This window comes from Pandoraea cepalis (assembly GCF_902459625.1).
Lineage (GTDB): Bacteria > Pseudomonadota > Gammaproteobacteria > Burkholderiales > Burkholderiaceae > Pandoraea > Pandoraea cepalis.
Genome location: NZ_CABPRY010000008.1, coordinates 23,166 through 47,437, shown reverse-complemented (window position 1 = coordinate 47,437; position 24,272 = coordinate 23,166). Strand labels below are relative to the sequence as shown.

At 63.3% G+C, this 24,272-nt stretch carries 27 protein-coding genes and 1 tRNA gene; 16 read left to right on the top strand and 12 right to left on the bottom strand.

Going from position 1 to position 24,272, the window contains the following annotated elements; genetic code table 11:
* The 3 genes from cyoB to PCE31107_RS16530 form a co-directional block, all read right to left on the bottom strand.
* Positions 1-1,980, bottom strand: coding sequence for a cytochrome o ubiquinol oxidase subunit I (cyoB, locus tag PCE31107_RS16540; RefSeq protein WP_026132005.1), 1,980 nt, complete (start codon positions 1,978-1,980; stop codon positions 1-3).
* 15 nt (positions 1,981-1,995) lie between these two features.
* The gene (gene cyoA, locus PCE31107_RS16535; RefSeq protein ID WP_130026595.1) at positions 1,996-3,033 is read right to left on the bottom strand and encodes a ubiquinol oxidase subunit II; all 1,038 of its coding nucleotides are present in this window, start codon (positions 3,031-3,033) and stop codon (positions 1,996-1,998) included.
* A gap of 510 nt (positions 3,034-3,543) precedes the next feature.
* Positions 3,544-4,173, bottom strand: a complete 630-nt coding sequence (locus tag PCE31107_RS16530) for a LysE family translocator (RefSeq protein WP_150609888.1) — start codon at positions 4,171-4,173, stop codon at positions 3,544-3,546.
* 267 nt (positions 4,174-4,440) lie between these two features.
* On the opposite strand from PCE31107_RS16530, the gene PCE31107_RS16525 reads away from it, so the two are divergent.
* Together PCE31107_RS16525 and PCE31107_RS16520 are read left to right on the top strand one after the other, a co-directional pair.
* Positions 4,441-4,905, top strand: a complete 465-nt coding sequence (locus PCE31107_RS16525; RefSeq protein WP_130026597.1) for an Lrp/AsnC family transcriptional regulator — start codon at positions 4,441-4,443, stop codon at positions 4,903-4,905.
* Between the two features lie 77 nt (positions 4,906-4,982).
* The gene (locus PCE31107_RS16520; protein ID WP_150609886.1) at positions 4,983-6,557 is read left to right on the top strand and encodes a sensor domain-containing diguanylate cyclase; all 1,575 of its coding nucleotides are present in this window, start codon (positions 4,983-4,985) and stop codon (positions 6,555-6,557) included.
* Positions 6,558-6,571: 14 nt separating this feature from the next.
* Here the strand turns inward: PCE31107_RS16520 and PCE31107_RS16515 are convergent, their stop codons facing one another.
* Complete coding sequence (locus tag PCE31107_RS16515; RefSeq protein ID WP_026132006.1) at positions 6,572-6,889, bottom strand: YnfA family protein; 318 nt, start codon at positions 6,887-6,889, stop codon at positions 6,572-6,574.
* Between the two features lie 102 nt (positions 6,890-6,991).
* On the opposite strand from PCE31107_RS16515, the gene PCE31107_RS16510 reads away from it, so the two are divergent.
* A complete protein-coding gene (locus PCE31107_RS16510) occupies positions 6,992-7,204 on the top strand; it encodes a SlyX family protein (RefSeq protein ID WP_017234278.1) in 213 nt (70 codons plus the stop codon).
* A gap of 237 nt (positions 7,205-7,441) precedes the next feature.
* Complete coding sequence (locus PCE31107_RS16505) at positions 7,442-8,020, top strand: DUF1439 domain-containing protein (RefSeq protein WP_150609884.1); 579 nt, start codon at positions 7,442-7,444, stop codon at positions 8,018-8,020.
* A gap of 114 nt (positions 8,021-8,134) precedes the next feature.
* On the opposite strand, the gene PCE31107_RS16500 is transcribed toward PCE31107_RS16505, so the two are convergent.
* The 3 genes from PCE31107_RS16500 to PCE31107_RS16490 all read right to left on the bottom strand — a co-directional run bounded on the left by PCE31107_RS16500 (position 8,135) and on the right by PCE31107_RS16490 (position 11,703).
* Complete coding sequence (locus tag PCE31107_RS16500) at positions 8,135-8,560, bottom strand: organic hydroperoxide resistance protein (protein ID WP_017234280.1); 426 nt, start codon at positions 8,558-8,560, stop codon at positions 8,135-8,137.
* 135 nt (positions 8,561-8,695) lie between these two features.
* Positions 8,696-9,280, bottom strand: a complete 585-nt coding sequence (locus PCE31107_RS16495) for a TetR/AcrR family transcriptional regulator (protein ID WP_150609882.1) — start codon at positions 9,278-9,280, stop codon at positions 8,696-8,698.
* 194 nt (positions 9,281-9,474) lie between these two features.
* On the bottom strand, positions 9,475-11,703 hold the full coding sequence (locus tag PCE31107_RS16490) for a TonB-dependent siderophore receptor (RefSeq protein ID WP_150609880.1): 2,229 nt from the start codon (positions 11,701-11,703) through the stop codon (positions 9,475-9,477).
* Positions 11,704-12,046: 343 nt separating this feature from the next.
* On the opposite strand from PCE31107_RS16490, the gene PCE31107_RS16485 reads away from it, so the two are divergent.
* Both PCE31107_RS16485 and PCE31107_RS16480 read left to right on the top strand, forming a co-directional pair.
* Positions 12,047-12,526, top strand: a complete 480-nt coding sequence (locus PCE31107_RS16485) for an Lrp/AsnC family transcriptional regulator (protein WP_130026600.1) — start codon at positions 12,047-12,049, stop codon at positions 12,524-12,526.
* Complete coding sequence (locus PCE31107_RS16480) at positions 12,519-13,475, top strand: DMT family transporter (protein WP_150609878.1); 957 nt, start codon at positions 12,519-12,521, stop codon at positions 13,473-13,475. The genes PCE31107_RS16485 and PCE31107_RS16480 overlap by 8 nt, the downstream gene beginning before the upstream one ends.
* Positions 13,476-13,568: 93 nt before the next feature.
* Here PCE31107_RS16480 and PCE31107_RS16475 read toward each other — a convergent pair whose 3' ends face one another.
* Positions 13,569-14,327 (bottom strand): SDR family NAD(P)-dependent oxidoreductase, encoded by a 759-nt coding sequence (locus PCE31107_RS16475; RefSeq protein WP_130026602.1) that lies wholly within the window; start codon positions 14,325-14,327, stop codon positions 13,569-13,571.
* 282 nt (positions 14,328-14,609) lie between these two features.
* Here PCE31107_RS16475 and PCE31107_RS16470 point away from each other — a divergent pair, with 282 nt between their 5' ends.
* Positions 14,610-15,515 (top strand): LysR family transcriptional regulator, encoded by a 906-nt coding sequence (locus tag PCE31107_RS16470; RefSeq protein WP_130026603.1) that lies wholly within the window; start codon positions 14,610-14,612, stop codon positions 15,513-15,515.
* Positions 15,516-15,594: 79 nt separating this feature from the next.
* Here PCE31107_RS16470 and PCE31107_RS16465 read toward each other — a convergent pair whose 3' ends face one another.
* A complete protein-coding gene (locus PCE31107_RS16465; RefSeq protein WP_150609876.1) occupies positions 15,595-16,257 on the bottom strand; it encodes a TetR/AcrR family transcriptional regulator in 663 nt (220 codons plus the stop codon).
* 165 nt (positions 16,258-16,422) lie between these two features.
* On the opposite strand from PCE31107_RS16465, the gene PCE31107_RS16460 reads away from it, so the two are divergent.
* From PCE31107_RS16460 to PCE31107_RS16445, 4 genes are all read left to right on the top strand, one after another.
* Positions 16,423-16,842 carry a YybH family protein gene (locus PCE31107_RS16460; RefSeq protein WP_130026605.1) on the top strand — a complete coding sequence of 140 codons (420 nt, stop codon included), beginning with the start codon at positions 16,423-16,425 and terminating at the stop codon, positions 16,840-16,842.
* A gap of 59 nt (positions 16,843-16,901) precedes the next feature.
* Entirely contained in the window at positions 16,902-17,330 is a 429-nt protein-coding gene (locus PCE31107_RS16455) for a VOC family protein (protein ID WP_150609874.1), read from the top strand.
* Between the two features lie 148 nt (positions 17,331-17,478).
* A complete protein-coding gene (locus PCE31107_RS16450; protein ID WP_130026607.1) occupies positions 17,479-18,408 on the top strand; it encodes an ABC transporter ATP-binding protein in 930 nt (309 codons plus the stop codon).
* Between the two features lie 8 nt (positions 18,409-18,416).
* The gene (locus tag PCE31107_RS16445; protein WP_026132215.1) at positions 18,417-19,178 is read left to right on the top strand and encodes an ABC transporter permease; all 762 of its coding nucleotides are present in this window, start codon (positions 18,417-18,419) and stop codon (positions 19,176-19,178) included.
* Between the two features lie 57 nt (positions 19,179-19,235).
* Here the strand turns inward: PCE31107_RS16445 and PCE31107_RS16440 are convergent, their stop codons facing one another.
* On the bottom strand, positions 19,236-19,850 hold the full coding sequence (locus tag PCE31107_RS16440; protein ID WP_150609872.1) for a glutathione S-transferase: 615 nt from the start codon (positions 19,848-19,850) through the stop codon (positions 19,236-19,238).
* A 240-nt stretch (positions 19,851-20,090) separates the two neighbouring features.
* On the opposite strand from PCE31107_RS16440, the gene PCE31107_RS16435 reads away from it, so the two are divergent.
* Complete coding sequence (locus PCE31107_RS16435) at positions 20,091-20,801, top strand: type 1 glutamine amidotransferase domain-containing protein (protein WP_150609870.1); 711 nt, start codon at positions 20,091-20,093, stop codon at positions 20,799-20,801.
* Positions 20,802-20,908: 107 nt separating this feature from the next.
* Here PCE31107_RS16435 and PCE31107_RS16430 read toward each other — a convergent pair whose 3' ends face one another.
* Complete coding sequence (locus PCE31107_RS16430) at positions 20,909-21,430, bottom strand: DUF1993 domain-containing protein (protein ID WP_150609868.1); 522 nt, start codon at positions 21,428-21,430, stop codon at positions 20,909-20,911.
* 275 nt (positions 21,431-21,705) lie between these two features.
* On the opposite strand from PCE31107_RS16430, the gene PCE31107_RS16425 reads away from it, so the two are divergent.
* The 4 genes from PCE31107_RS16425 (at position 21,706) to PCE31107_RS16410 (ending at position 24,007) form a co-directional block, all read left to right on the top strand.
* Positions 21,706-22,440: a YoaK family protein gene (locus PCE31107_RS16425; protein ID WP_150609866.1), complete on the top strand. Its 735-nt coding sequence runs from the start codon at positions 21,706-21,708 to the stop codon at positions 22,438-22,440.
* Between the two features lie 149 nt (positions 22,441-22,589).
* Positions 22,590-23,102 carry a hypothetical protein gene (locus PCE31107_RS16420; RefSeq protein ID WP_130026612.1) on the top strand — a complete coding sequence of 171 codons (513 nt, stop codon included), beginning with the start codon at positions 22,590-22,592 and terminating at the stop codon, positions 23,100-23,102.
* 219 nt (positions 23,103-23,321) lie between these two features.
* Complete coding sequence (locus PCE31107_RS16415) at positions 23,322-23,639, top strand: VOC family protein (RefSeq protein ID WP_130026613.1); 318 nt, start codon at positions 23,322-23,324, stop codon at positions 23,637-23,639.
* 71 nt (positions 23,640-23,710) lie between these two features.
* A complete protein-coding gene (locus tag PCE31107_RS16410; RefSeq protein WP_130026614.1) occupies positions 23,711-24,007 on the top strand; it encodes a YciI-like protein in 297 nt (98 codons plus the stop codon).
* A gap of 175 nt (positions 24,008-24,182) precedes the next feature.
* On the opposite strand, the gene PCE31107_RS16405 is transcribed toward PCE31107_RS16410, so the two are convergent.
* Positions 24,183-24,258: transfer RNA gene (locus PCE31107_RS16405), tRNA-Glu, on the bottom strand.
* Between the last annotated feature and the right edge of the window lie 14 nt (positions 24,259-24,272).

The following is a 24,272-nucleotide window of genomic DNA, read 5'->3' as shown; positions in this document are numbered from 1 at the left end:
TTAAGCCTTTGCTGCTGCGGCCAGTGCCTGATGGTGAGCCGTTTCAATGGCCACCACTTCCGGCGACTGCACGTAGTAGTCGATCGAATCGTCGTTGCTGCGGCAGATGAAGGTCACGATCATGCCGACGAAGCCGACGATGGCCAGCCACCAGATGTGCCAGATGGCCGCGAAACCGAACACCAGCGAGAACGCACTGATGATGAAACCGGCGCCGGTATTCTTCGGCATGTGAATCGGTGCGTAGCTCGTCTTCAGGTCGCCCTTGATGCCATGGGCCTTGCGATAGGCCAGCTCGTCGATGTCATGCACGCGCGGCTCTTCGGCAAAGTTGTAGAACTGCGGCGGCGACGACGTCATCCACTCCAGCGTACGGCCATTCCAGGGATCGCCCGTCGTGTCGGCCAGCGCCTTGCGGTTCTTGATCGAGACGACCAGTTGCAGCACCTGGAAACCGATACCGGCGGCGATGAACAGTGCCCCCACCCACGCGGCGATCAGCCACGGCTGCCACGCAGCGTTTTCGTAGTGGTTCAGGCGACGGGTCATGCCCATCAGGCCCAGCACGTACAGCGGCATGAACGCAAGGTAGAAGCCGATCAGCCAGCACCAGAAGCTTGCCTTGCCCAGACGCTCGTCGAGCTTGAAGCCGAAGGCCTTCGGGAACCAGTAGTTCATCCCGGCGATGTAACCGAACAGCACGCCACCGATGATCACGTTGTGGAAGTGAGCAATCAGGAACAGCGAGTTGTGCAGCACGAAGTCGGCGCCCGGCACGGCCAGCAGCACGCCCGTCATGCCACCGATCACGAACGTGACGATGAAGCCCAGCGTCCACAGCACCGGCACGGTCATTTGTACGCGACCGCGGTACATCGTGAAAAGCCAGTTGAAGATCTTCACGCCGGTCGGGATCGAGATGATCATCGTCGCGATACCGAAGAACGCGTTCACGTTGGCACCCGAGCCCATCGTGAAGAAGTGGTGCGCCCACACGAGAAACGACAGCACCATGATCGCGGCCGTGGCGTACACCATCGACTTGTAGCCGAACAGCTTCTTGCCCGAAAACGTCGAGATGATCTCCGAGAACATACCGAACGCCGGCAGAATCAGGATGTACACCTCCGGGTGACCCCAGATCCAGATCAGGTTGATGTACATCATCGGATTGCCGCCCAACTCATTCGTAAAGAAATGGAAGTCGAGGTAGCGGTCGAGCGAGAGCAGCGCCAGCGTCACCGTCAGCACCGGGAACGCGGCGCACACCAGCACCATCGTGCACAGCGAGGTCCAAGTGAAGACCGGCATCTTCATCAGGTTCATGCCCGGCGCACGCATCTTCAGAATCGTGACGACGAAGTTCACACCCGTGAGCAACGTCCCCAGACCCGAGATCTGCAAGGCCCAGATGTAGTAATCCACCCCCACGCCCGGACTGTATTGAATGCCCGAGAGCGGCGGGTAAGCCAGCCAGCCCGTGCGCGCGAATTCACCCACGCCCAGCGACAGGTTCACCAGCGCTGCGCCGGCCACGAACAGCCAGAACGAGAGCGTGTTCAGGAACGGGAATGCCACGTCGCGGGCGCCGATCTGCAGCGGCACCACGAGGTTGACGAGACCCGTCATGAACGGCATCGCCACGAAGAAGATCATGATCACGCCGTGGGCGGTGAAGATCTGGTCGTAGTGCTCCGGCGGGAGAATGCCCGGCGAGTTGTGCGCGAGCATGAGCTGCGTACGCATCATCAAGGCGTCGGCAAAGCCGCGCAGCAGCATAACGAGAGCGACGAGCACGTACATGATGCCGATCTTCTTGTGATCGACCGACGTGACCCATTCGTTCCACAGGTACTTCCACTTGCCGAAGTAGGTGAGCAGCCCAATGATGCCCAGCCCCCCCAGCACCATCATGCCGACCGCGCCGACGATGATCGGCTCGTGGTACGGGATGGCTTCGAGAGTCAGTTTGCCAAACAGCGTTGACATTGTTGTTTACTCCTTATGCGCGTGCGCAGACGCACCGGCGTGCATCGCATGCGCGCCGGCATTGTCCATGGCCATGGTCATCGCGGCGGCCGGTGCCGTCGCGGTGTCGTTGGCCGCACCCTTCATGTCCATCTTCATGTCCATGCCCTTCATGTCCATGGCACCGTGGTTCTCATGGCCGTCCTGCTGCTGGGCCATGCCGGATGCCATCGGGGCGTGCACGATCGACTGGAACAGGTTCGCGTCGACCGAGCTGTAGTACGTGACCGGCGTGTTTTCGCTCATCGGCACGAGCGATGCGTAGGCGTCCTTGTCGAGCACCTTCTTCGACTCGCGCACCTTCGTCACCCATTGCTCGAAGTCGTTGTCGGTCATCGCCAACGTCTTGAAACGCATGCCCGAGAAGCCGCCGCCGCTGTAGTTCGCCGAAATGCCGTCGTACGCGCCGACGTGGTTGGCGATCAAGTGCAGCTTCGTCTGCATACCGGCCATCGAGTAGACCTGGCTACCCAATTGCGGAATGAAGAACGAGTTCATGATCGATTCCGACGTGATCTTGAAATTCACGGGGGTATCGACCGGAACGGCCAACTCGTTGATCGACGCAATCCCTTGCTCCGGGTAGATGAACAACCACTTGTAGTTCATCGACACCACTTCGACCGTGATCGGCTTCACATCGCTTTGCAGCGGCTTGTAAGGATCGAGTTCGTGGGTGGAGACCCAGGTGATGCGCGCGAGGATCGCAATGATGATGATCGGCACGAGCCAGACCACGACCTCGATGGCCGTGGAGTGCGACCAGTTCGGTTCGTAGCGGGCCGCCTTGTTGCTCGCGCGATATTTCCACGCAAACCACAGCGTCATCAAGATGACCGGAATCACGACGATCAGCATCAGCCAGGTGGCCGTGAGAATCAGGGATTTGGTCTCTTCTCCGATCTGCCCCTTGGGGTTGAGAACGGCCATGTCGCAGCCAGCCAAAAGCAGCGGCGAGCACAGGGCGAGGAGCCTTAGCAATCGCGGGTTTCTGTGTTTCTTCATGTCACACGACAGGGTTGAGTTGGCCAACGAACGGCGCAACACGGGCTTACCGGCCTGATGCAGGGTCGCAGGAGGTTGGCAAGGGTTAAGGTGAGACGGGAGCAGTCGCCGCGCCGATATTGCACCGGCCGAACTACGACGACCGTGTCATCGAAAAGACGGGAACCGGGGCGGGTTGCCGCCCCGAAGACCTCAAGTCACTGCCCGACTTCTTGTCTTTTACTTCCATCACGGTGCGGCATTATGCCGAAGTTTAATTAGGCCGGACATCGCACACACACCGGCGCGACAATGTGTCGCGCAGCCCTCACGCATACGCGCGCGACGATTTCAAAGCAGATCGGCACCTGTTTGGCGGTAAACGCTGTGCAATGCAGCAATTCGGGAAGGTTCTTAGATTTCAAGAGGTGCGACGTTGTGTCGCACCTCCATTTGCCGTGTCGCAGCGAAACGCACCGAATTGGTGCGCTGAGGAAAAGGAAGGAGAGCGGGGGATGTTGGCCCGGCGTTTCAATCCAGCGACAGGCGCACGGCGAACGCCATGAGCGCCGCGCCGAACGACCAGCGTTGGACTTTTTGTGCCAGCGGACGGGTGCGCAGCCAGCGGGCGATGCGGGCGGCACCAAAGGCGAGTGTCACGTCGAAGATCGCGCCCACGACCAGCAGCAATACGCCCAGTTCGAGCACCTGCGCCCACACCGGCCCGGCGTCAGCGCGGACAAACTGGGGCAGCAGCACCGAACAGAACAGGAGCGCCTTCGGATTGAGCACGCTGGAGAGCACGCCGCGCCGCACGGCATGTGCGAGCGGCGGTGCGGCGCCGGTCGGCGCGACAGCCGTCTGAATGCCGAACGCGGGAGAGCGCCAGATCTGGATCGCCACCCACGCCAGATAGATCGCGCCTGCGATGCGCACGGTCTCGAAGAGCCATGGCGCCGCACGCAACAGCGCCGCCACGCCACAGGCCGAGAGCGTCACGTGCCCGGCGCGCGCCAACGCCAAGCCGGCCGCCGTCGCCAATCCGTGTCGCACTCCTCGCGTCATGCTCGTCTGCATGACGAGCGCCATGTCCGGGCCCGGCAAGGCGTAGACGACGATCAGAGCGCCGACGAAGACAGTGAGCAACTGCAGCGAAACCATGACTTTCCTCTGGCGGCCGGAATGGCCAAAACGAGCATCATGATCTCGCTATTCAACGAGCGAAATTCTGCGTTTTTCACTCATATTCAGCGATATATTTAGAATATTCCACCACCCACACACACCAAACCTTGAAATCCCTCCACACCAGCGGTCACACCCGAGACAATCAACCTAATCCGGAAGGGTGAGGGCAACACTTTCCGGAAACTGCGGATCGTGGTGGAATGCCATCTTTGCAGTAGCTTTCGTAGCGGGATACTCATCATGAACGAACTCGACGCCATCGATCGGGCGATTCTCTCCATCGTCCAGCGCGATGGCCGCATTTCCAACGCCCGGCTTGCCGAACGTGTGTCGCTGTCCGAAACGCCCTGTGCGCGACGTCTGAAACGGCTCGAAGCCGAGGGCTATATCACCGGCTATCGGGCAGAACTTTCGCACCGCGCGCTGGGGCTTGGCGTGACGGCATTCGTCCATGTGCGCTTCGCCGTGCATGACCGCGCGCTGTCCGAGCAGTTCGAGCGCGAAGTTCAGGCCATCGAGCGCATCGTGTCGTGCCACAACATCTCCGGCAGCGCCGATTACCTGCTGGAGGTGGTTGCCACGGATCTCGACGATTACGGCATGTTTACGCGCGACGTGCTGCGCGCCCTGCCCGGCGTCTCGTCAATCGAATCGATGCTGTCGCTGCGAGAAGTCAAACGCGACACCGGTGCGCCGTTGCTCTAATCCGACTCTCGGTGGCATGGCGCGCATTTGCCCGTAGAATGGCGGGCTGACTCGACTTAGCAGACCCCAGGTGCCTCATGCCGGACGCCACGCCCGTCGTACCTTCCCAGCCGCCCTCCCTGCCGCGCGATGCGCTCGGGGCCAGCGCCGCCAACGATGACGCGCTGATGTTCGACCTCGCCCCCGTTTCGCTCTGGCTCGAGGACTTCAGCGGTGTGAAGCAATTGTTCGACGAATGGCGCGCGCAAGGGGTCACCGACCTGCGCGCCCACTTCAAGATCGACCCGGCGCACGTCGCCGCTTGCTCGCAACGCATTCGCGTCATCAAGGTCAATCGTCGAACGTTGTCGATGTTCAACGCCCCATCGCTCGACGCGCTCGTGGCCGGCCTGCCGCGCATCTTCCGCGACGACATGCTCAAGACCCACATCGAAGAGCTTTGCCAGTTGTGGGACGGCCGTACACACTTCACGAGCAAGACGGTCAACTACACCCTCGATGGCCGGCGTCTCGATGTGCTCCTGAACGGCTCGGTCCTGCCCGGGCACGAAGCCACGCTGGAGCGCGTGCTGATCGCGCTGGAAAACGTCACCGAACTCGAACACGCCCGTGAGCGCGTGACGATGGGCGAGCAATACGCACGCGGGCTGTTCGAATACTCGCCGGTCTCGCTTTGGGTCGAGGATTTCAGCGCCATCAAGTTGCTGCTCGACGACGCCCGCGCGCGCGGCATCACGGACTTCCGCACGTTTACCGACGTTCACCCCGAATTCGTGGAACGGTGCATGACCGAAATCCACGTGCTCGACGTGAATCGCCACACGCTCGCGATGTTCGTCGCGCCCGACAAGGCCTCGCTGCTCGCTCGCCTGCCCGAAGTGTTCCGCGACGACATGCGACACAATTTCCGCGAGCAGTTGGTCGACCTGTGGGAGAACAAGCTGTTCCAGCAGCGCGAAGTCGTCAACTACGCGCTCGATGGCAACGAGATCAACGTTCACCTGCAATTCGCGGTGCTGCCCGGTCACGAGGCGCGCTGGGACCTGGTGCTCGTGGCGCTCACCGACATCACCGCCCGCAAGAAGGCCGAGTCGTATCTCGAATTCCTCGGAAAGCACGACGTGCTGACCAAGCTGCGCAACCGCTCGTTCTATGTCGACGAACTCAACCGGCTCGAGCGCAAGGGGCCCTATCCGGTGACGGTGATCGTCGCCGACCTGAACGGCCTGAAGACCGTGAACGATCAGCTAGGGCACGCCGCAGGCGACGCGCTGCTGCGCCGTGCGGGCGAGGTGTTGAGCAAAGCGGTCACCGCCCCGCAGATCGCGGCGCGCATCGGCGGTGACGAATTCGCGTTGCTGCTGCCCTCCACCGATGCGACGAGTGGCGCGGCGCTGATCGAGAGCATTCGCCAACTCGTGGAGTTGAACAACTCGTTCTACCCTGGCACGGCGCTCTCGTTCTCGATGGGGATGGCGACGTGCGAGGCTGGAGAGCGGCTCGAAGCCACGACACAACGAGCCGATTTGCTGATGTATGAAGAGAAGCGCAATCACTACGCCGGCACCATGAACGAACGGCGTGTGCTCGATGGACTGCCGTCCGGCACCGGCGAGATGAGCGGTGGCGGCAGTCGCGACTCAAGCGACTGAGGCGACTGAGGCGACTAGCGCGGCTGGAACGCGATCAGGCTCATGCCCGCTAACGCAATGGCCACACCGGCCATGTCCCACGGCGTTGGGCGCACCCCGTCCACGAGCCATAGCCACACGATCGCCACGCTGATATAAACGCCGCCGTACGCCGCATAAACACGACCGGCCGCCGACGGATGCAGCGTCAGCAGCCACGCGAAAAGCGCGAGCGACATCGCCCCCGGCACAAGCAACCATGCGCTGCGATCGTGCTTGAGCCACAGCCAGGGCAAATAGCAGCCGACGATCTCCGCCACCGCCGTGACGACATAAAGCAGGAAGGTTTTCATCGTGCGATTATGCCCGGCGCGAATCGAATGCGTCATATCGCAGGCAGCCTCGACTGGCGAAGCGCCGGGTGGCCTACAATGCCGCGTCTACCGGAGAAGCTCATGGAATCGTTGGAAGCACGCGTCGTCGAACTCGAAGTCAAGGCGGCGTTTCAGGAGGATTTGCTCGAAACCCTCAACGACATCGTCACGCGTCAGGAGCAGCAGCTCGATTTGCTGCAAAAGCAGATCAAGGCGCTGTACCAGCAGATGCAGTCGCAGGGACAAGGGGGGAACGATGGGAATCCACGTCACGAAGTCCCGCCGCATTATTGAACCGGATCGAAGCGGCGAGCCGATACCGCTGTTGCACGAAGACGAACGAGTGTGGGCACGGATTGACACGGTTCGCACGAGCAATTGCCTCACGTAGAACGATTCTGCATCGTCCGGGTCACATCATCATCGACGATTCAGGCACGGCCGCGCCGTGCCCGTCCCTCGGACCTTCGTAACATGACCGCTTACCACCCGCCTCGTCGCCTCCTCCCCACCGACACCTCGGACAGGGGCGTGACCTCGCGCCGCGACGCACTGCGCCTGACGGCGGCGGGGCTCCTCGGCCTTGCGCTCGCCCCGCTCATGCGCCCGGCCAATGCCGCTTACAACATCTGGACCGGCGAGTACACGATGACACGTCAGGACATCGAGGCTGCCGTCGGCAAGCGCTTCCCGACCACGCTCAACTACGGCCAACTGCTGTCCGTCGAACTGACGCATCCGAAAATCGGCTTCAACCCGCAGGCCAATCGCGTCATCACGCAGATCGACGCGCAATTGCAGAACGTCTTGCTGCAAGGCCAGCCGCTCGCTGGCGTGCTGAGCCTGTCGAGCGCGCTGAAATACGACCCGGTCAAACGCGCCGTGTTGCTCGACAACCCGAACGTCGAGCGTGTGAATGTGAACGGCATGCCCCCGGCATACGACCAACAATTGACGGCCATCGGCGGCTCGCTCGCCCAGCAAGTGCTCAATCAGTATCCGATCTATACATTCAAACCCGAGCAATTGCGTTATGGCGGACGCGATGTCGAGCCCGGCGCCATCACCGTGCTGTCCGACGGCATCAAGGTCGAAGTCAAGACGAAGTGACGGGATCGCGCGCCGTGAAGCAAAAGAACAAGGGCAGCCCGCGGGCTGCCCTTGCCTTATCCCGCAGCGTTCTCCGGCGGCGCGCTTGCGCGTGAGACCGGGAACGCCACGAACTCAGACCACCGTCAGCGTCACGTCGATGTTGCCACGCGTGGCGTTCGAGTAGGGGCACACGATGTGTGCCTTCTGTACCAGCGCTTCGACCGTCGCGCGATCCACGCCCGGCACGCTGATCTTCAGTTCCGCCTGAATGCCGAAGCCCGTCGGGATCTGGCCGATTCCGACGCTTCCGTCGATCTTCGTGTCGGCGGGCAGCGCAATCTTTTCCTTGCCCGCCACGAACTTCAGCGCGCCCAGGAAGCAGGCCGAGTAACCGGCGGCAAACAGTTGTTCCGGATTCGTGCCGCCAACGCCCGCGCCGCCCATTTCCTTGGGGACAACCAACTTGACGTCAAGCACGCCATCGGACGACACGGCACGGCCATCACGGCCTCCGGTAGCGGTGGCATGGGCGGTGTACAGCACTTTTTCGATCGACATAACGAACTCCTGGTGAATAGAGAATTTCACTTCCAAACTTCGATCGCCCCAGCCCGGCACACCTTCACGGCGTTGCCTCCCGGCCCGACGACCCCTCTGACATCCGCTGGCCGGCTCGTGCGAGCCGGCGTCAACTCAAGCGACGCCGCACACCGACGCCACCACATCCTCCAGGCGCGACGGCGCCCGGAACAAACGGGAAGCCATCACGCTCCCCTGAAACCCGGCAAACAGCGCACGCGCAGTGCCATCGGGCGACGACGTCAGCGTGAGCGAACCGTCTGCCACGCCCTGGGCCAGCACACGTGCCAACCACGCTTCGTGATACGCGAAGAATCGCTGCACCGCTTCGCGAACCGTCTCCGGCAGCGTTTCGATGTCGGCCGCCAACATGCCGCACAGACAGATACGATGCCCGTCGGCCGCGATGCGCCCGAATCCTTGCGCATACATCGCCAGCTTCTGCCCAGGCGGCAGCGCCTCGTCGATGCCCGCCAGCCCTTCGTTGATCAACGCGTCGTAAGCCTTGATGGCTTCGAGTACGAGATCTTCCTTGGCCGGGAAGTAATAGTGGATGCTCGACGTCTTGACCCCGACTTGCTCAGCGAGATCCCGATAGCTGAAGCCGTTGTAGCCCCGCGTCATCAGGAACCGCTGCGCATGCTCGAGCAGTTGTTCCTTGACGGTCGGTGTCGTTGGCGATGTGTTTGTGCGATTCATGGAACGAACTTTATCTACCAGTAGATAGATAGTCAAGCCGTTTTATCGGATCGATCGATGGATTATTTCAATGAAGGCCATAGCCGGGACGCCACTCCGCCCCCTGCCATGTACGGCGTCCAAGAAGACAAACAGCGAATCTTGCGAGCCGCTGTTCCATCAATGGCCAAATTTCGCCAGGTGTCCGACGTCGCTCAGAAGTCGATCTTCGCGTTCAGGCTGACCATGCGCGGGTCGGCCGGCTTGATGTAGTTGTCGTACTGATATTCCCAATACTTACGGTTGGTCAGGTTGCTCACCGCCGCGCGCAGCGTCACGTCCTTGCCTGCGACGCGCGTGCGGTAGGTTGCGCCGAGGTTGATCAACGTATAGCCCGAGACGGTCAGCGAGTTCTGCGGATTGAGCGCCGTGCGGCCGTTGTAGCGAATATCGCCCCCGACCGACAGACCCGGCACGTAAGGCACCTTGTACTCGACGTTGCCCGAGAGCACGAAGCGCGGCGCGCCGCCCACCCGGTTGCCGTCGAAACCGTTCGTACGGGCGTACCAGCTATCGAGCGCCATGGCGCTGGCGCCGAGCGTCCACCGTGGCCCCAGCTTCACCGCCCCCGCCAACTCGATCCCCTGGTAGATCGACTGGCCGTCCGAGACGCGCGCGTTGGCGCTGTTCGTGTACACCGCACCCCGCTCAATGCGGAAGAGCGCCGCCGTCGTGCTCCACGTGGCCTGCTCCGTCTTCACGCCAACCTCGTACTGACGGCTCTTGAACGGGTTGAGCACCGCGCCGGCGTTGGCGTAGGTCGACCCCACCACTTCGCCAGCCTCCAGTGCTTCCACGTAGCTGGCGTACGCCGTCGTGTTCGGCGCGAGCTTGTACATGACGGCGAGCGTCGGCGTGAACACACCGTTCGTCGAGTACGTCGAGATCCCTTGCGCGTTCGTCTGATTGTAGTTCGTGAAGCGCGCACCACCGAGGACCGACAGTCGATCCGTGATCTGGACCGTGTCGGAGGCGAAGACCGAGCGCTGTTCAATGGCGCTGGCGCGTTGCGCCTGGAGCGTCGAGCCGTCGCCAAAGAACTGATACGACGCCCCCTGGTACAGATTGCCCGAGTAAGTCGAGAAGGGAACATACGCGTTCGCGGTGACCGGGCTGTACAGATACGCGTAGTCGTTCGTCTGATATTGCGATGCGTAGCCGAACGTGAGCTGGTGCGCGAGCGGCCCCGTACGAACCCTGCCCTCGGCCGCCACCTGCCACGCGTGGAACGTATTGATTTCGTCGCCCAGATCGTTCAGGCCACGGAAGTCGCCTGCGCCGTTGAGCAAATAGAGCGTGGCTTCGTTGCGGTCGCGCGTCGACTTGTTGTAGGCGAAGTTGGCCGACACCTTCCAGTCCGGATCCAACTGATATTGCAGGCCGGTCGTGTAGAACTGCGTGATGGTGTTCAGGTGCGTGGCCTGCGTCTGAAGATTCGCGTTCGACACATTGATCGGCCCCGGCAACTGATTCCCCTGAAAGGACGCCGTCGAGAGCGAGGGCGTGGTGCCCGTGGCCCGGCGATCCTGGTACATCGCGCCGAAGTTCCACGTCAGGTCGGGCGTCAAACGTGCGTCGAGCGCGAGCGACACCGTGTCGCGGTTCAGATTGCCGTCCGAATAGGTGCGGCCTTCCTCGTGCGTGTAATTCAGCCGGGCGCCGAACATGTCGTTCGGCCCGGCACCCCCCCCGAGATCGACATGCTCGCGCCAGATGCCGTTCGAATGGAAACCGACATCGACGCTGGCGATGCGCTCGTCCGTCGGCTTTTTCGTCACATAGTTGACGACACCGCCCGGGGCAACGAAACCGTACATGAAACCGGATAACCCCTTGAGCAGTTCCACGCGGTCGAACTGCTCGTACGGCATCGTCACGCCGTAGGTCATCACGGGCATCCCGTCGAGCTTGAAGCCGGCTTGCCAGTCGATCGGCATGCCGCGCACGTAGATGTAACCGGCCCAGGCGTCGAAGGCGTTGCTGCCGTCGGTCACCGAGGCGTCGGTCGAGAACACGTCGCCAAGCTTCGCGGGCTGGCGTTGTTCGAGCTGCTCCTGGCTGACCACCGTTGTGGAGAACGGCGTATCGAGCTGGCTGCGCGAGCCAAGCGCGCCGGATTGCACCGGCTGCTTGAGGTTCTGCGGCGTTTCACGCAGGGCCGAGCCGGTCACCGTTGTGGCCTGGAGCGTGGCTTGGGCGTCGGCGTCGGTTGTCGCTCCATCCGTGGACGTGGCCGCCGTCGACTGGGCGATGGCCGGTGCGGCGGCAAAGGCCAGAAGTGCGCCCAGCGCGAGCGGCGCCAGACGGCTACGAGGAACGACGACGTTGCCCGTAGCGGTGCGGCCTGCCTCCCCCGAGGCGCAGTGGTGGTAAGCGAAGGTCATGCTGAAAATCCCGAGTGACGGTTTGAAATGTTTATTATTAATGAGAATCGTTAACATTCTCATTCAAAGATCGGAATATTAACAAACGTTCACGTATCGTCAACACGTGTTGAAGATTGGCGTCGCGGGACAACACGGAAATACAACATTTCCATCCCTTACATGAAGGGAATGTTGGCGAACGACGCCGCCGGACAGTTGCCGCGGCGGTGATCTCGGGGCGGTGGTCTGACCGGCACATCGGAAACCGTGTCAAATAGGCTAGTATTGCGGCACTGTCGCCGACCGAGCGGCTAATCGACTGGACCGCCGACCCTCATCCGGGGCGCGCGTGCAATGTGGTATGGACCTCGACGCCATTGATCTGAAGATTTTGCGGGAGCTGCAAGCCGACGCCCGCCTCACCAACGTAGAACTCGCCTCGCGCGTGAACCTCTCGCCGTCGCCTTGCCTGGCGCGCGTGAAAGCGCTCGAAGCGGCGGGCTACATTCGCCAGCGCGTGACGCTGCTCGATCCGTCCCGGCTCGGGTTGCACATCAACGTTTTCATCCACGTCACGCTCGAAAACCAGAATCGCGACGGTCTGGATGCCTTCGAGGCGGCCGTCACCGCCTTGCCCAACGTCATGGAGTGCTACCTGATGTCGGGCGACGCCGATTACCTGCTGCGCGTCATGGTCAGCGACATGAGTGCCTACGAGACGCTCATCACCGATCGGCTCTCCCGCATCCCGGGCATCCGCAACATCCGTTCGAGCTTCGCGCTCAAGCAGGTCTTGTACACCACGGCCGTCCCGGTGCCCGAGCGCTCCGGCGATGCCTGAGGCCGTCACGCCCGACGCGCTCGCGACGTCCGACGCCGGCCAGCCCCCGCACGGCGGGGCCGGCCAGCAGATCGCCTTGCATGTCGCGGCCATGTTGTTCGGCGCTTCGGCGCTGTTCGGCGAGCACATCGCCGCGAGCAGCGCGATGATCGTCTTCGGTCGCGGCCTCTTTTCGTGGCTTGCGCTGAGCGTCATCGCCCTCGCAGGTCTGGCGGGCATGCGCAGTGCCGCGCGGGTCGCGGGCGGCGCGCCGTGGCGCGGGCTTTCGCCCGCCTCTGCGTTGCGACTCATCCTCGCCGGCGGGCTTCTCGGCGCGCATTGGCTCGCGTTCTTCCTCGCGATCAAAGCGGGCGGCGTTGCCGTCGGCACGCTCGGCTTCGCCTGCTTCCCGGCGTTCGTGATCCTGCTCGAATGGCCATTGCGCCGCGAACGCCCCGCCTTGGGCGACGCGGGCGTCATCGCGCTCGTGTGCGTCGGACTGGCGCTCGTCACCCCAGCGTTCGACTGGCGCGCCGGGGCGACCATCGGCCTAGCGTGGGGCGTGCTCTCCGGCGCCATCTACGCCGTCATCGCCCTGTCCAATCGCGTGCTGGGCGCGCAGGCATCGCCGCTGCAGGCCAGTTGGTGGCAATGCTTCGGCATCCTGCTCGTGCTCGGCCCGTTCGCCTGGCGCGAGGCCCTGTCGCTCCCCGCGGCGCAATGGGGATGGCTGGCGTGCCTCGGCGTCGTATGCACCGCCCTCGCCTACACGCTGTTCATCCATGCGCTGCGCACCGTCAAAGCCAGCCAGGCCGCGGTCGTCATCGCCCTCGAACCGGTCTACGCCATCGCCTTCGCATGGGTGCTGTTCGGCACCTCGCCCACGCTCAAGATGGCCGCGGGCGGCGTGTGCATCGTCGGTGCCGTAGCGTGGTCCGGTGCGATGCGCTCACGCCGCCCCGCTCATTGATGTCTCACCGATGTCTCACCGATGTCTCACCGATGTCTCACCGATGTCTCACCGATGGCTCACTGATGGCTCACTGACGCCTCACTGCGGCCGTCAGACGAACATCCCGCCCGACGCCTCGATGCGCTGCGCATTGATCCAGCCGGTCTCCTCGGCCAGCAGCGCCGCCACCATGCCGCCGATGTCATCGGCCTCGCCTACGCGGCCCAGCGCCGTGTTCGCCGCAATCATCTGATTGACGCCCTGGTTGTCGCGCACCGTGCCGCCGTTGAAGTCCGTCGCGATGGCGCCCGGCGCGACCGTATTGGCACGGATACCACGCGCGCCCAACTCCTTCGCCAGGTAGCGCGAAAACACTTCGATACCGCCCTTCATCATCGCGTAGGCCGACGCGCCCGGCAGCGAGAATCGCGCCAGACCGCTCGAGACGTTCAGGATGCGTCCGCCATCCGCGATCAGCGGCAGCAAGGTCTGCGTCAGGAAATACGGCCCCTTCAGATGCAGGCGCACGAGTTCGTCGAACTGCGCTTCGGTCGTCTCGGCGAATGGCGCGTGCAAGCCCGTTCCGGCGTTGTTGACGAGGAAATCGAACGTGTCGCGCTGCCAGACGTCGCCCAGCACACGCGTGATCTGCGCGGCGAACGGGCCGAACTGCGAGGCATCCGACACGTCGAGCGGCAACGCCACGGCGTTCGCGCCCAGCTTGGCGATCTCGGCCACGACCGCGTCGGCTTCCGTGCGCTGACTGCGATAGGTGAGGATGACGTCGATACCGCGACGTGCGGCGCCGAGCGCCGAAGCCCGGCCCAGGCCGCGGCTACCACCGGTGATGAGAACGATCTTGCGTGTCATGGTGTTGCTCCAGAAGGCATTGGGCATTGGGCATTGGGCCGTGCCCGTTGGCGATGGCCCCGTTGAACCCGATCGACGACCGTGCCGGTCGCGTTGGCCCACAGCGGCCTGCGCTGGCTTGTGCTCGTCGGTGTCGTGACCGACTGAACTGGACAGAGCGCGTCAGGTGCCGCGGTATGTTCAACAGGTTATTGCAACGAATTTCACCAATAAACCCCACGAACCTGATTACACTGATCAAATTCCCATAACAATCGACGGTTGGATCGACCGTCTCCCGCCATGCATCAGCTCGACGCCATGCGCATCTTCGTGCGTGTTACGCAGACCGGCAGTTTCACGCAGGCCGCCGACAGTCTCGGCCTGCCTCGCGCCAGTGTGTCCAACGCCATCAAACAACTGGAGGCCAAGCTGGGCACGCGCCTGCTGCATCGGACCACGCGCCGCGTGCAGCTCACGCAGGACGGGCAGGCGTGCCTTGAGCGATGCCAGGATTTGCTTGCCGACATGGAAGAGTGGGAGACGATGTTCGTCGCGCGCGGCGAAGCGTTGACGGGCCGCCTGCGCGTCGACTTACCCGCCACGCTCGCGCGTACGACCGTCATTCCGCAACTGCCCGCGTTTCTGGCGCAACACCCGGCCTTGCGTGTGGAACTCTCGAGCACCGACCGGCGTGTCGATCTCGTGCGCGAAGGGTTCGACTGTGTGCTGCGCGTGGGCGCCGTCGCGGATTCGACGCTGATCGCGCGCCCGCTTGGCCACATGCGACAGATCAACGTCGCGAGCCCGGCGTACCTCGCACGCTACGGCATGCCGCGCTCGCTTGACGATCTGCGCTCGCATCGAATGATCCATTACACGACGACGCTGGGCTCTCGCCCCGTGGGCTGGGAATACTACGACGGCGAACGCTACACGCAGTGGCCGATGGAGGGTGTGCTGACCGTGAACAACGCCGACGCCTATCAAGCGGCATGCCTCGCCGGACTCGGGCTGATTCAAGCGCCCGAGAGCGGCGTGCGCGGGCTGTTGGCCGACGGCACACTGCAAGCCGTATTGCCGGAGTATCAAGCAGAGCCGCTGGCCGTCACGTTGCTGTACGCGAACCGCCGTCACCTGCCCCGGCGCGCACAAGCGTTCATGAACTGGCTCGCCGATTTGCTGACGCCGCGTCTGACGGCGATTTGAATATGCGCTGTCATCGGCTGACGACGGTCGGCCAACGCCCCACGCCACAACTATCGCAGCCGCCTGTGCCTCACCGGTATCAGCCCGCTTGCGATAGACCTCGCTCGACCATCACCACGAGGCGCTGCCCCAACCCGTCGACCTGATCGTCGGGCAGATTGCGCAGCGGGCCGTCGATGACCAGCACGGACAATCCATGCACGGCCGCCCAAGCCAGATACTCCGCGCCGGGCCGCTGTGCCGCGTCGATGAGCTTGGCCGCGACCATACCGTCGAGCGCCGCCCCCAGCAGTTCGAACGGGTTGAGACCGCTCGCCCCAGCCTTGGCCGGATCGGCCGCCGAACGCACATTCTCCGACGGAGAAAAGGCCGTTCGAAACAGCCCCGGATGCGCGCGAGCGAAGTGCAGATAACCGATGCCGACAGCGCGCAGCCCGGCGCGGGCGCGTGCAACCATGTCGAGCCCCGACGTCTCGCGCGCCGCCAACTCATGTTCGATGGCCACCGCCAACTCGGCCAGAGCCGCCGAGCGCACGGCGTCGAGCAAATCCTGACGATTCGCGAAGTGCCGGTACGCCGCATTCGGCACGACCCCGACGCGGCGCGTCGCCTCGCGCAAGACGACCGCATCCGGCCCGCCCTCGCGTGCCAGCGCAATCCCGGCCTCGAGCAACGCCCGGCGCAGGTCGCCATGTCGATATGTCGTGCGCGCCGGGCCGGCCGTTGTTACGTGTTCAGTCATTACAACCCCTTGTGGACAGTGTCCATTATGTCTGCTATTGTTTGTGTACACTGTCCACAAAGACAAGTTGCGGTGCATCATGTCTCGATGTACCGGGCGGCAGGGGAGTATCGTCGCCGTTGCCGTTCCCCACCAGAAGTCACTCGCTTTACATCAGGAGGCACTATGGTTGAGACGTATCCCGCACACGGTGACGAAGCCGCCATTCGGGCGATCCATTCGGCATGGCTCGACGCCGTGCGCAGCAAGTCGGTCGGCACGCTGCTCGATCATTACGACCCTGACGTCGTCGTGTTCGACGTGATGCCGCCCATCGAGCATCGCGGCACCGAGGCGTATCGCCGTCTGCTCGAGGGTTGGTTCGGCCATACGGTCGGGCCAATCCATTTCGAAGTCACACAGTGGCATCTCGTGCACGCCGGCGATCTGGCGTTCAGCCACAGTGTGAATGTGGTCCGCAACACCGGCCCCGACGGACACACGCACGGCGCCACCGTGCGCGCGACCGTGGGCTATCGCAAGACGCAAGGCCGCTGGCGCGTGGTGCACGAGCACGCGTCGGTACCCATGACGTTCGCACCGTAATCCTTGACTGCCGGGGCGTCGCCACGCCCCCCCTTTTTCCGAATCGAGAGGAGCGTTCCATGCAAGTCCATTCCTATTTGTTTTTCGAAGGTCGTTGCGAAGAAGCCATTGCGTTCTACGAGAAAGTGCTGGGCGCGAAGCGCGGCATGCTCATGCGCTACAGCGAGAGCCCCGAGCCGTGTCCGTCGGGGATGCTGCCGCCCGGGAGCGAGAACAAGATCATGCATGGCGAATTCACCATCGGCGATTCGATGGTGATGGCCTCGGACGGCATGGTGAGCGGCAAGCCCAAGTTCGACGGCTTCTCGCTGTCGGTCGACTTCGCCGAAGTGGCCGCGGCCGAGAAGGCTTTCCACGCGCTCGCCGACGGCGGCGAGGTCAACATGCCGCTCGGCGAGACCTTCTTCGCGAAGACGTTCGGCATGGTCAAGGATCGCTTCGGCATGAACTGGATGGTAATCGTGCCGAAGGAAATGCCGAAGGGCTGAGGTATCGGCGCGCGCCGGGCGCTTGTCCGGCCGCTCGCTTCGATGCTGTGGGCGGGTATCGGCGCCGACGACGGCCCCGCTGCCCGCTTTTTTGCGCCCCGCGCGGCGTGCCCAACAAGTTCTTCACGCCTGTGCTATCGTCGCCGCCATGCCATCCGTGATCTCAATCCAGAATCTGTCGAAGACGTACGCGACGGGTTTCCAGGCGCTCAAGAACATCAATCTGGAAATCCAGCGCGGCGAGATCTTCGCCCTGCTCGGCCCGAACGGCGCCGGCAAAACGACCCTCATCAGCACCATTTGCGGCATTGTGCGCCCGACCTCGGGCACGGTCACCGTCGACGGTCACGATATCGTCACGGACTACCGTGCCGCGCGTGAGGCCATCGGGCTGGTTCCGCAGGAGCTGACCACGGACTCGTTCGAGTCGGTGTGGGCCACCGTCTCGTTCTCGCGCGGCCTGTTCGGCAAGCCCGCGAATCCGGCGCACATCGAAAAGGTGTTGCGCTCGCTCTCGCTGTGGGAGAAGAAGGACAGCCGCATCATGCAGCTCTCGGGCGGCATGAAGCGGCGCGTGCTGATCGCCAAGGCGCTCTCGCACGAGCCGCGCGTGCTGTTCCTCGACGAGCCCACCGCTGGGGTCGACGTGGAGTTGCGTCGCGACATGTGGCGTCTCGTGAACTCGTTGCGCGAGACCGGCGTGACCGTGATCCTCACCACGCACTACATCGAAGAAGCCGAGGAGATGGCCGATCGCGTGGGCATCATCACCGGCGGACAGATCACGCTCGTGCAGGAGAAGACCGAGCTGATGCGGCACATGGGCAGCAAGCAACTCACGTTGCAACTGACCGAGCCGCTCAGCGCCGTGCCCGAGGCGCTGGCGGCCTACGGCCTCACGCTCGACGCCAACGGCACCGAACTCGTCTTCGCCTACGACGCCAACATCGAGCAGACGTCCATCGCCACCCTGCTGCGCGACATGGAACGCGCCGGTATCTCGGTGAAGGATCTGCATACGACGCAAAGCTCGCTCGAAGATATCTTCGTCTCGCTCGTGCACAGGAAAGAAGGATGAGCCGCGCCATGAATTTCTACGCCGTCAGGGCGATCTACAACTTCGAGATGGCGCGCACGCGTCGCACGCTGATGCAGAGCATCATCTCGCCGGTCATCTCGACCTCGCTGTACTTCGTGGTGTTCGGTGCGGCCATCGGCTCGCGCATTCCCGAAATCGAGGGCGTGCCTTACGGCGCGTTCATCGTGCCGGGCCTCATCATGCTCTCGCTGCTCACGCAGAGCGTAACGAACGCGTCGTTCGGCATCTATTTCCCTCGCTTCACCGGCACGATCTACGAACTCCTTTCCGCGCCGGTGTCGTATATGGAGATCGTGATTGCCTACGTGGGCGCGGCAGCCACCAAGTCGATCGTGCTCGGGGTGATCATGCTCGGCACGGCCGCGCTGTTCGTGCCGCTGCGCATCGAACATCCGATATGGATGGTGTTGTTCCTGGTGCTCACGGCCGTGACGTTCAGCCTGCTCGGTTTCATCATCGGCATCTGGGCCGACGGCTTCGAGAAACTGCAACTCGTGCCGCTGCTCATCATCACGCCGCTCACCTTTCTCGGCGGTAGCTTCTACTCGACGCACATCCTGCCGCCGTTCTGGCGTACCGTCACGCTGTTCAACCCGGTTGTGTATCTCATCAGCGGTTTTCGCTGGAGCTTCTACGGGCTGGCGGACGTGAGCGTCGGGGTGAGTCTGGGCATGACGCTCGTTTTCCTCGCCGTCTTCCTGAGCATCGTCGCCTGGATGTTCAAGACCGGTTACCGGCTCAAGAGCTGACCCCGCCTGCCGGACGGCAAGCCGTCCGGCGCCGGGCGTGTGCCGCCCCCGTGTCGGTCAGGTCGGCGGTGTTTCGAGAAACGCCGGGAGCGCTTCCGTCTGCGAGGAAAAGCTGGCGACTTCCGGAAACTCGGCGGTAAAGTCGAGTTCCGGCACCATCAGGTGATGGAACCGCCATGCCACGGCAATCGTCACGCCGTGCTCGCCGATCCGGTCCGGCGTCGCCATGATCGGCACTTGCGCCAGTTCGACCTCCAGCGCGTGAAAGGCCGCATGCACCTGTTTGCGCACGCGATCGGTCCACGGAGCGTGCCGCTTCTCGCTCGGACGCAGTTCGCGCTCATACACCAGTTGCACCGACTTTTCACACGCCGCCAAGGCCAGGCCCGTCAGGCGCAATGCGCGCAAACGCTCGGCCGGATCGCTCGGCACAAGCCGCTGTGCCGGATCGACCAGCGTCTCCAGGTATTGCAGGATCAGCGTCGAGTCCATGAGCACCGTGCCGTCGTCGGTCACGAGCGTCGGGGCCTTCACGACCGGATTGATCTCGGCAAACGCGTCAAACGTTCGAAACACGGAGAGCGCGTGATGCGCATACGGTAGGCCCAGCAACTTCAGGCAAATCGCCGTGCGGCGCACGTAGGGGGAATCGAGCATTCCGATCAATTGCATGTCTTGCTCCTGAGGACGGCAGTCGCCGCCGGGTCGTAGGGTCTTGCGTAGGCTGAATGGCGGCGGGGCCGTGCCCGCATCCGCACAAGCATAGCGGACCTCCGATGCTCCGCAAATCGAATTCGATCGCCGCTTTCTGCGAATTTGGCTCACAAGAGACACGCGCGAGCCTGTCGCGGGCGAGCGTGCCCCATGACGGGTAGAATTGCCCGAATGGCCCACTCGACAAGGAGACGATTCATGAACATCCTGATGGTGCTGACCTCGCACGACCGCCTCGGCGACACGGGCAAGAAGACCGGTTTCTGGCTCGAAGAATTCGCCTCACCGTACTACGTGTTCATCGACGAGGGACTGGCGGTCACGCTGGCGTCCCCCGCAGGCGGCCAGCCGCCGCTCGATCCGAAAAGCGACGAGCCCGATGCCCAGACCGATGCCACGCGACGCTTCCGTGAAGACTCGGTCGCGCAGCAGGCGCTGGCGAACACCCTCCGGCTGGCCGACGTCAACGTCGCCGACTACGACGCCGTCTTTTACCCCGGCGGCCATGGCCCGCTGTGGGATCTCGCGCAAGACCCGAACTCCATCCGTCTGATCGAAGCTTTCGAGCGCGCCGGCAAGCCCATCGGCTTTGTCTGTCATGCGCCGGGGGTGCTGCGTCAGGTGCGCAGCGAGAACGGTGAGCCGCTCGTACGGGGGCGCCACGTCACAGGCTTCACCAACGAGGAGGAGGCCGCCGTCGGCCTCACTGACGTGGTGCCGTTCCTGGTCGAAGACGAACTCAAACGCCTGGGCGGGTTGTATGAGAAGGCCGGCAACTGGCAATCGCATGTGGTCGGCGACGGCCGGTTGGTCACGGGCCAGAATCCGGCCTCGTCGGACGAAGCAGCGCGCACGGTGCTCGCCATGATGGAACCGCGTCTGCCGTCTCTGCCGTCGTCCCTTGCGTGACGCACGAGAGGCGTGTGCATCGTGCCATCGCCACGCGCTGACGCGGCGGCCTCTGTCAGCCCGCATCGGCGCGTTTCCCGCCGGCGCTGCCAATCGGCACGCGCCGGTCAGATTTTCTGCGCCTCGTACGGGCCGAGATAATCCGTCTTGCCGACCGCCACGCCTTGCGCACGCAGAATGTCGTGGGTGGTCGTCACATGAAAATAGAAGTTCGGCAGTGCGAACTTCAACAGATAGTCGACCGCGTCCAGCGTCGTCTGATGGTCCTTGAACTTCAGGGTGATCTGTCGCGACTCGGCCCCGTCGAATCGATCTTCGAGAATGCCGGCGATGAACGCCTCGGTGTTCGCGACGCGATCGCGCAGTTGGTCGAACGTCGTCTCGATGTCGTCGAACTTCGGCGACTCCACGCCCGTGATTCGCGCGACCGCGAACTTGGCCGTGTCGCTCACGCGCTGCACTTGCGCCACGAAGTCGAGCATGTCGGGGGCGAGCTTCGCCTTGAGAATCGTCGCGGGCTCAAGCGCGTTCGCTTCGCAATGCGCTCGCGCCTTCTGGAGGTAGTCGGCCGTGACGGTCAGGCCACGCAGATAGACCGGAACGGTGGCGCGATAAAGAGAGATCGACATCGGAAGGCTCCTCGAAGTTTGGCAGGACGGTGAGTGCACTCGAAGCGTGCGACAAGACATGCTATCAGCCCCGAAACATTCTCGCCGGGCACGCCGATGCCTAGCGGGAACGGTTACGGGACCGTCTGCGGGACCGACGCTGCGCGGTGTCACCGCGCGTTCGTCCCGCAGACGGTGGTGATATGCTTCATCCGCACCCCGTGCCCGCCTGCGCTTGCCCGGCATGCCACACCGGATGCGCAAAACCTGCCATGCAAGTCGACAGAGGAGCTGCCATGGGTGCCCCCCGCCACATCCCCACGCCGACCGAGGCCGCCACCGTTGCGCGCAAGTGGGTGAGCCACTTTGCCAAACCCACGGCCATCGGCATGACGCTCGCCTTCGTGGCGGGCTATATCGATGTCGTGGGCTTCATCGCGTTGTTCGGACTGTTCACCGCGCACGTGACCGGCAACTTCGTGATGATCGGCGTGCAGTTGGTCGCGAGCACCCATGTCGGCGTGCTGGCCAAACTGTTGGCACTGCCCGTGTTCGTCATCGTCGTCGCGCTGGTGAAACTCGTGGTGCAGCGCTTCTCGCGAACGGAACGACGGCCGCTGCGGCGGCTGCTCGTGGTGCAAACGTTGCTGCTGCTCGGTTTCATGATCGTGGGCATGGCGGCACAACCCATCGTCTCGGCCGATGCGCCGCTGGCGATCCTGTCGGGCATGTTCGGCGTGGCCGCCCTCGCGATCCAGAATGCCGTCGGGCGCCTGGTGCTCGCCGAGCTGGCCCCGACCACGATCATGACCGGCAACACTACGCAAATCGTGATCGATATCGTCGAGTTGGCGAGCGGTCATTGCAGCGACGACAACGCCGTGCGAGCGCGTCTGCGCAAGATGATCCCCGCCTTGGCGGCGTTCGCTGTCGGGGCCGTTTTCGGCGGCTTCGCGTATCACGGCACGGGGTTCTGGTGCGTGTTGCTGCCAGTGCTGCTGCTCGTGGCGCTGGCGATCGCCAATGAGTGAGCGGTTGACGCTGGCATCACGCGTTTGCCTACGCAGCGCAGGGAATGCGTCCGCGCTTTGGCCGGACGCGGTAAAATCGCACCCTTCCCCGTGCGCTTCGACGCGCTTCGCACCACCATCCGCTCATCTTCAAGCACCGATCTTCGCCAGTGACTGCCACCCCCGCCGATATTCTTCCGACCGAGAACGCCGCCGATAGCGGCGATGCCATCCACGACGCCCGCCTTTGGCGCGACGACGGATGGACGGCCAAGGTCGTCAAGAACGAGGACGACGACGGCTGGGCTGTCGCCATGTACAAGGACGGCGAATCGGAGCCGGCGCTCGTCGGTCCCTGGACCATGGGGCGTGACAAGAAGAATCCGAAGCCGCTCGATGTTGGCGCTTTCCACACGCTGGTGAAAACGGCCGACGAAGTGCTGCGCCGTCACGAACAGCAGTTGCGCGCCCAGTTGCACAAGCGCGTGAGCGTCGACGGCCCCGACGGCGACATCGATGTCACGCTCGACATCGTGCCCGACGACTACGACCCCCACGCTGTGCTGAGCGCCGTCGACCGTTTCGGCGAAACCGTCGCGTCGGTCAAGGTACCGCCCACGTTCAAGCTCTCGCGCCACAGCGCCCGCGCGTGGATCGAGAACGATTTCCAGCGGCCCCAGTAAGCGCCCGCTCACGTAACGCCCGGCGTTGTCGTCGGGTTCTCTATCGGTCGTGGCGCGGTACGCCATTACGTTGGATACCGGGATAATGTCCCGTCTGGCTAGGCCTTCCAACGCGCTCTATGATGGGCTTCACCGATGCACCGCTTGCCATGCAAGCGGGCACTCACACTGCCCCGCGTCGCTGTCGCTGCATCGCAATGCTCACCGTCAGGAGACCCCATGAAACGCTTTCACATCGCACTCGCAGTGCGCGATCTCGACGAATCCATCCAGGACTATTCGGCCCGTCTCGGTCAGCCGCCAACGGCTGTCGTGCCGGGTGCGTACGCCATGTGGCGCACCGATCTGCTGAACTTCTCGATCAATCAATCGGCGTCACGCGCCGGGGAACTGCGGCACGTCGGCTTCGAGGACGACGCCGCCCCGGAATACTCGAGCAGCACCGATTGCAACGGCTTGATGTGGGAAGCATTTTCCGCGAAGGAGCAGGACCAACGCATAGTGAGCACTTACGGGGTAGCGGTGCGGCACGCGTAGCCCTCTGCCCTGCCGTCGGCGTTTTGCGGATAATGACGCGGTACGGCAGCGAACTCAACGGAGGCATGACCATGCATTACCTGCTCACTTACGACCTCGTCGACGATTATCTCGAACGGCGAGGTCAATACCGCGATGCGCATCTGGCGCTCGCATGGCAAGCGGCCGAGCGCGGCGAACTGCTCTTGGCCGGCGCCCTGGAATCCCCTGTCGACACGGCCGCCCTGCTCTTCGAAGGCGACTCGCCGGCTGCGGCGGAAGCGTTTGCGAACGCCGATCCCTATGTAGCCCATGGACTGGTGAAGTCGTGGCGCGTGCGCCCGTGGAAAACGGTGGTGGGGAAGATGGCGAGTTCGCCGGTGCGTTAAGCGCGACGGCCATTGCACGCCTCCGGATCCGCGATTGCCGTATCGCGTGCCGTGGATGCACGAACAACTCGCCGCAGAAAAACAAAACGCGCTTGGCGATGAAGCCAAGCGCGTTTGTCGACAACCGATTGAGCGTCGTGCTTTCGGAAAGCTCCGAGAGTCACGCCGGTAAATCTGGCGTCCCCTAGGGGATTCGAACCCCTGTACTCACCGTGAAAGGGTGATGTCCTAGGCCTCTAGACGAAGGGGACATAAAGTCTTCCGT

Coding starts and splice junctions, on each gene's coding strand:
- PCE31107_RS16490 (WP_150609880.1), bottom strand. CDS start 11,703: ATGACCTTCGCTTACCACCACTGCGCCTCGGGGGAGGCAGGCCGCACC.
- PCE31107_RS16495 (WP_150609882.1), bottom strand. CDS start 9,280: ATGAATCGCACAAACACATCGCCAACGACACCGACCGTCAAGGAACAA.
- PCE31107_RS16480 (WP_150609878.1), top strand. CDS start 12,519: ATGCCTGAGGCCGTCACGCCCGACGCGCTCGCGACGTCCGACGCCGGC.
- PCE31107_RS16510 (WP_017234278.1), top strand. CDS start 6,992: ATGGAATCGTTGGAAGCACGCGTCGTCGAACTCGAAGTCAAGGCGGCG.
- PCE31107_RS16515 (WP_026132006.1), bottom strand. CDS start 6,889: ATGAAAACCTTCCTGCTTTATGTCGTCACGGCGGTGGCGGAGATCGTC.
- PCE31107_RS16475 (WP_130026602.1), bottom strand. CDS start 14,327: ATGACACGCAAGATCGTTCTCATCACCGGTGGTAGCCGCGGCCTGGGC.
- PCE31107_RS16485 (WP_130026600.1), top strand. CDS start 12,047: ATGGACCTCGACGCCATTGATCTGAAGATTTTGCGGGAGCTGCAAGCC.
- PCE31107_RS16440 (WP_150609872.1), bottom strand. CDS start 19,850: ATGCAATTGATCGGAATGCTCGATTCCCCCTACGTGCGCCGCACGGCG.
- PCE31107_RS16410 (WP_130026614.1), top strand. CDS start 23,711: ATGCATTACCTGCTCACTTACGACCTCGTCGACGATTATCTCGAACGG.
- PCE31107_RS16425 (WP_150609866.1), top strand. CDS start 21,706: ATGGGTGCCCCCCGCCACATCCCCACGCCGACCGAGGCCGCCACCGTT.
- PCE31107_RS16530 (WP_150609888.1), bottom strand. CDS start 4,173: ATGGTTTCGCTGCAGTTGCTCACTGTCTTCGTCGGCGCTCTGATCGTC.
- PCE31107_RS16500 (WP_017234280.1), bottom strand. CDS start 8,560: ATGTCGATCGAAAAAGTGCTGTACACCGCCCATGCCACCGCTACCGGA.
- PCE31107_RS16450 (WP_130026607.1), top strand. CDS start 17,479: ATGCCATCCGTGATCTCAATCCAGAATCTGTCGAAGACGTACGCGACG.
- PCE31107_RS16460 (WP_130026605.1), top strand. CDS start 16,423: ATGGTTGAGACGTATCCCGCACACGGTGACGAAGCCGCCATTCGGGCG.
- PCE31107_RS16430 (WP_150609868.1), bottom strand. CDS start 21,430: ATGTCGATCTCTCTTTATCGCGCCACCGTTCCGGTCTATCTGCGTGGC.
- PCE31107_RS16520 (WP_150609886.1), top strand. CDS start 4,983: ATGCCGGACGCCACGCCCGTCGTACCTTCCCAGCCGCCCTCCCTGCCG.
- PCE31107_RS16465 (WP_150609876.1), bottom strand. CDS start 16,257: ATGACTGAACACGTAACAACGGCCGGCCCGGCGCGCACGACATATCGA.
- PCE31107_RS16470 (WP_130026603.1), top strand. CDS start 14,610: ATGCATCAGCTCGACGCCATGCGCATCTTCGTGCGTGTTACGCAGACC.
- PCE31107_RS16445 (WP_026132215.1), top strand. CDS start 18,417: ATGAATTTCTACGCCGTCAGGGCGATCTACAACTTCGAGATGGCGCGC.
- PCE31107_RS16455 (WP_150609874.1), top strand. CDS start 16,902: ATGCAAGTCCATTCCTATTTGTTTTTCGAAGGTCGTTGCGAAGAAGCC.
- PCE31107_RS16415 (WP_130026613.1), top strand. CDS start 23,322: ATGAAACGCTTTCACATCGCACTCGCAGTGCGCGATCTCGACGAATCC.
- PCE31107_RS16435 (WP_150609870.1), top strand. CDS start 20,091: ATGAACATCCTGATGGTGCTGACCTCGCACGACCGCCTCGGCGACACG.
- cyoA (WP_130026595.1), bottom strand. CDS start 3,033: ATGAAGAAACACAGAAACCCGCGATTGCTAAGGCTCCTCGCCCTGTGC.
- PCE31107_RS16525 (WP_130026597.1), top strand. CDS start 4,441: ATGAACGAACTCGACGCCATCGATCGGGCGATTCTCTCCATCGTCCAG.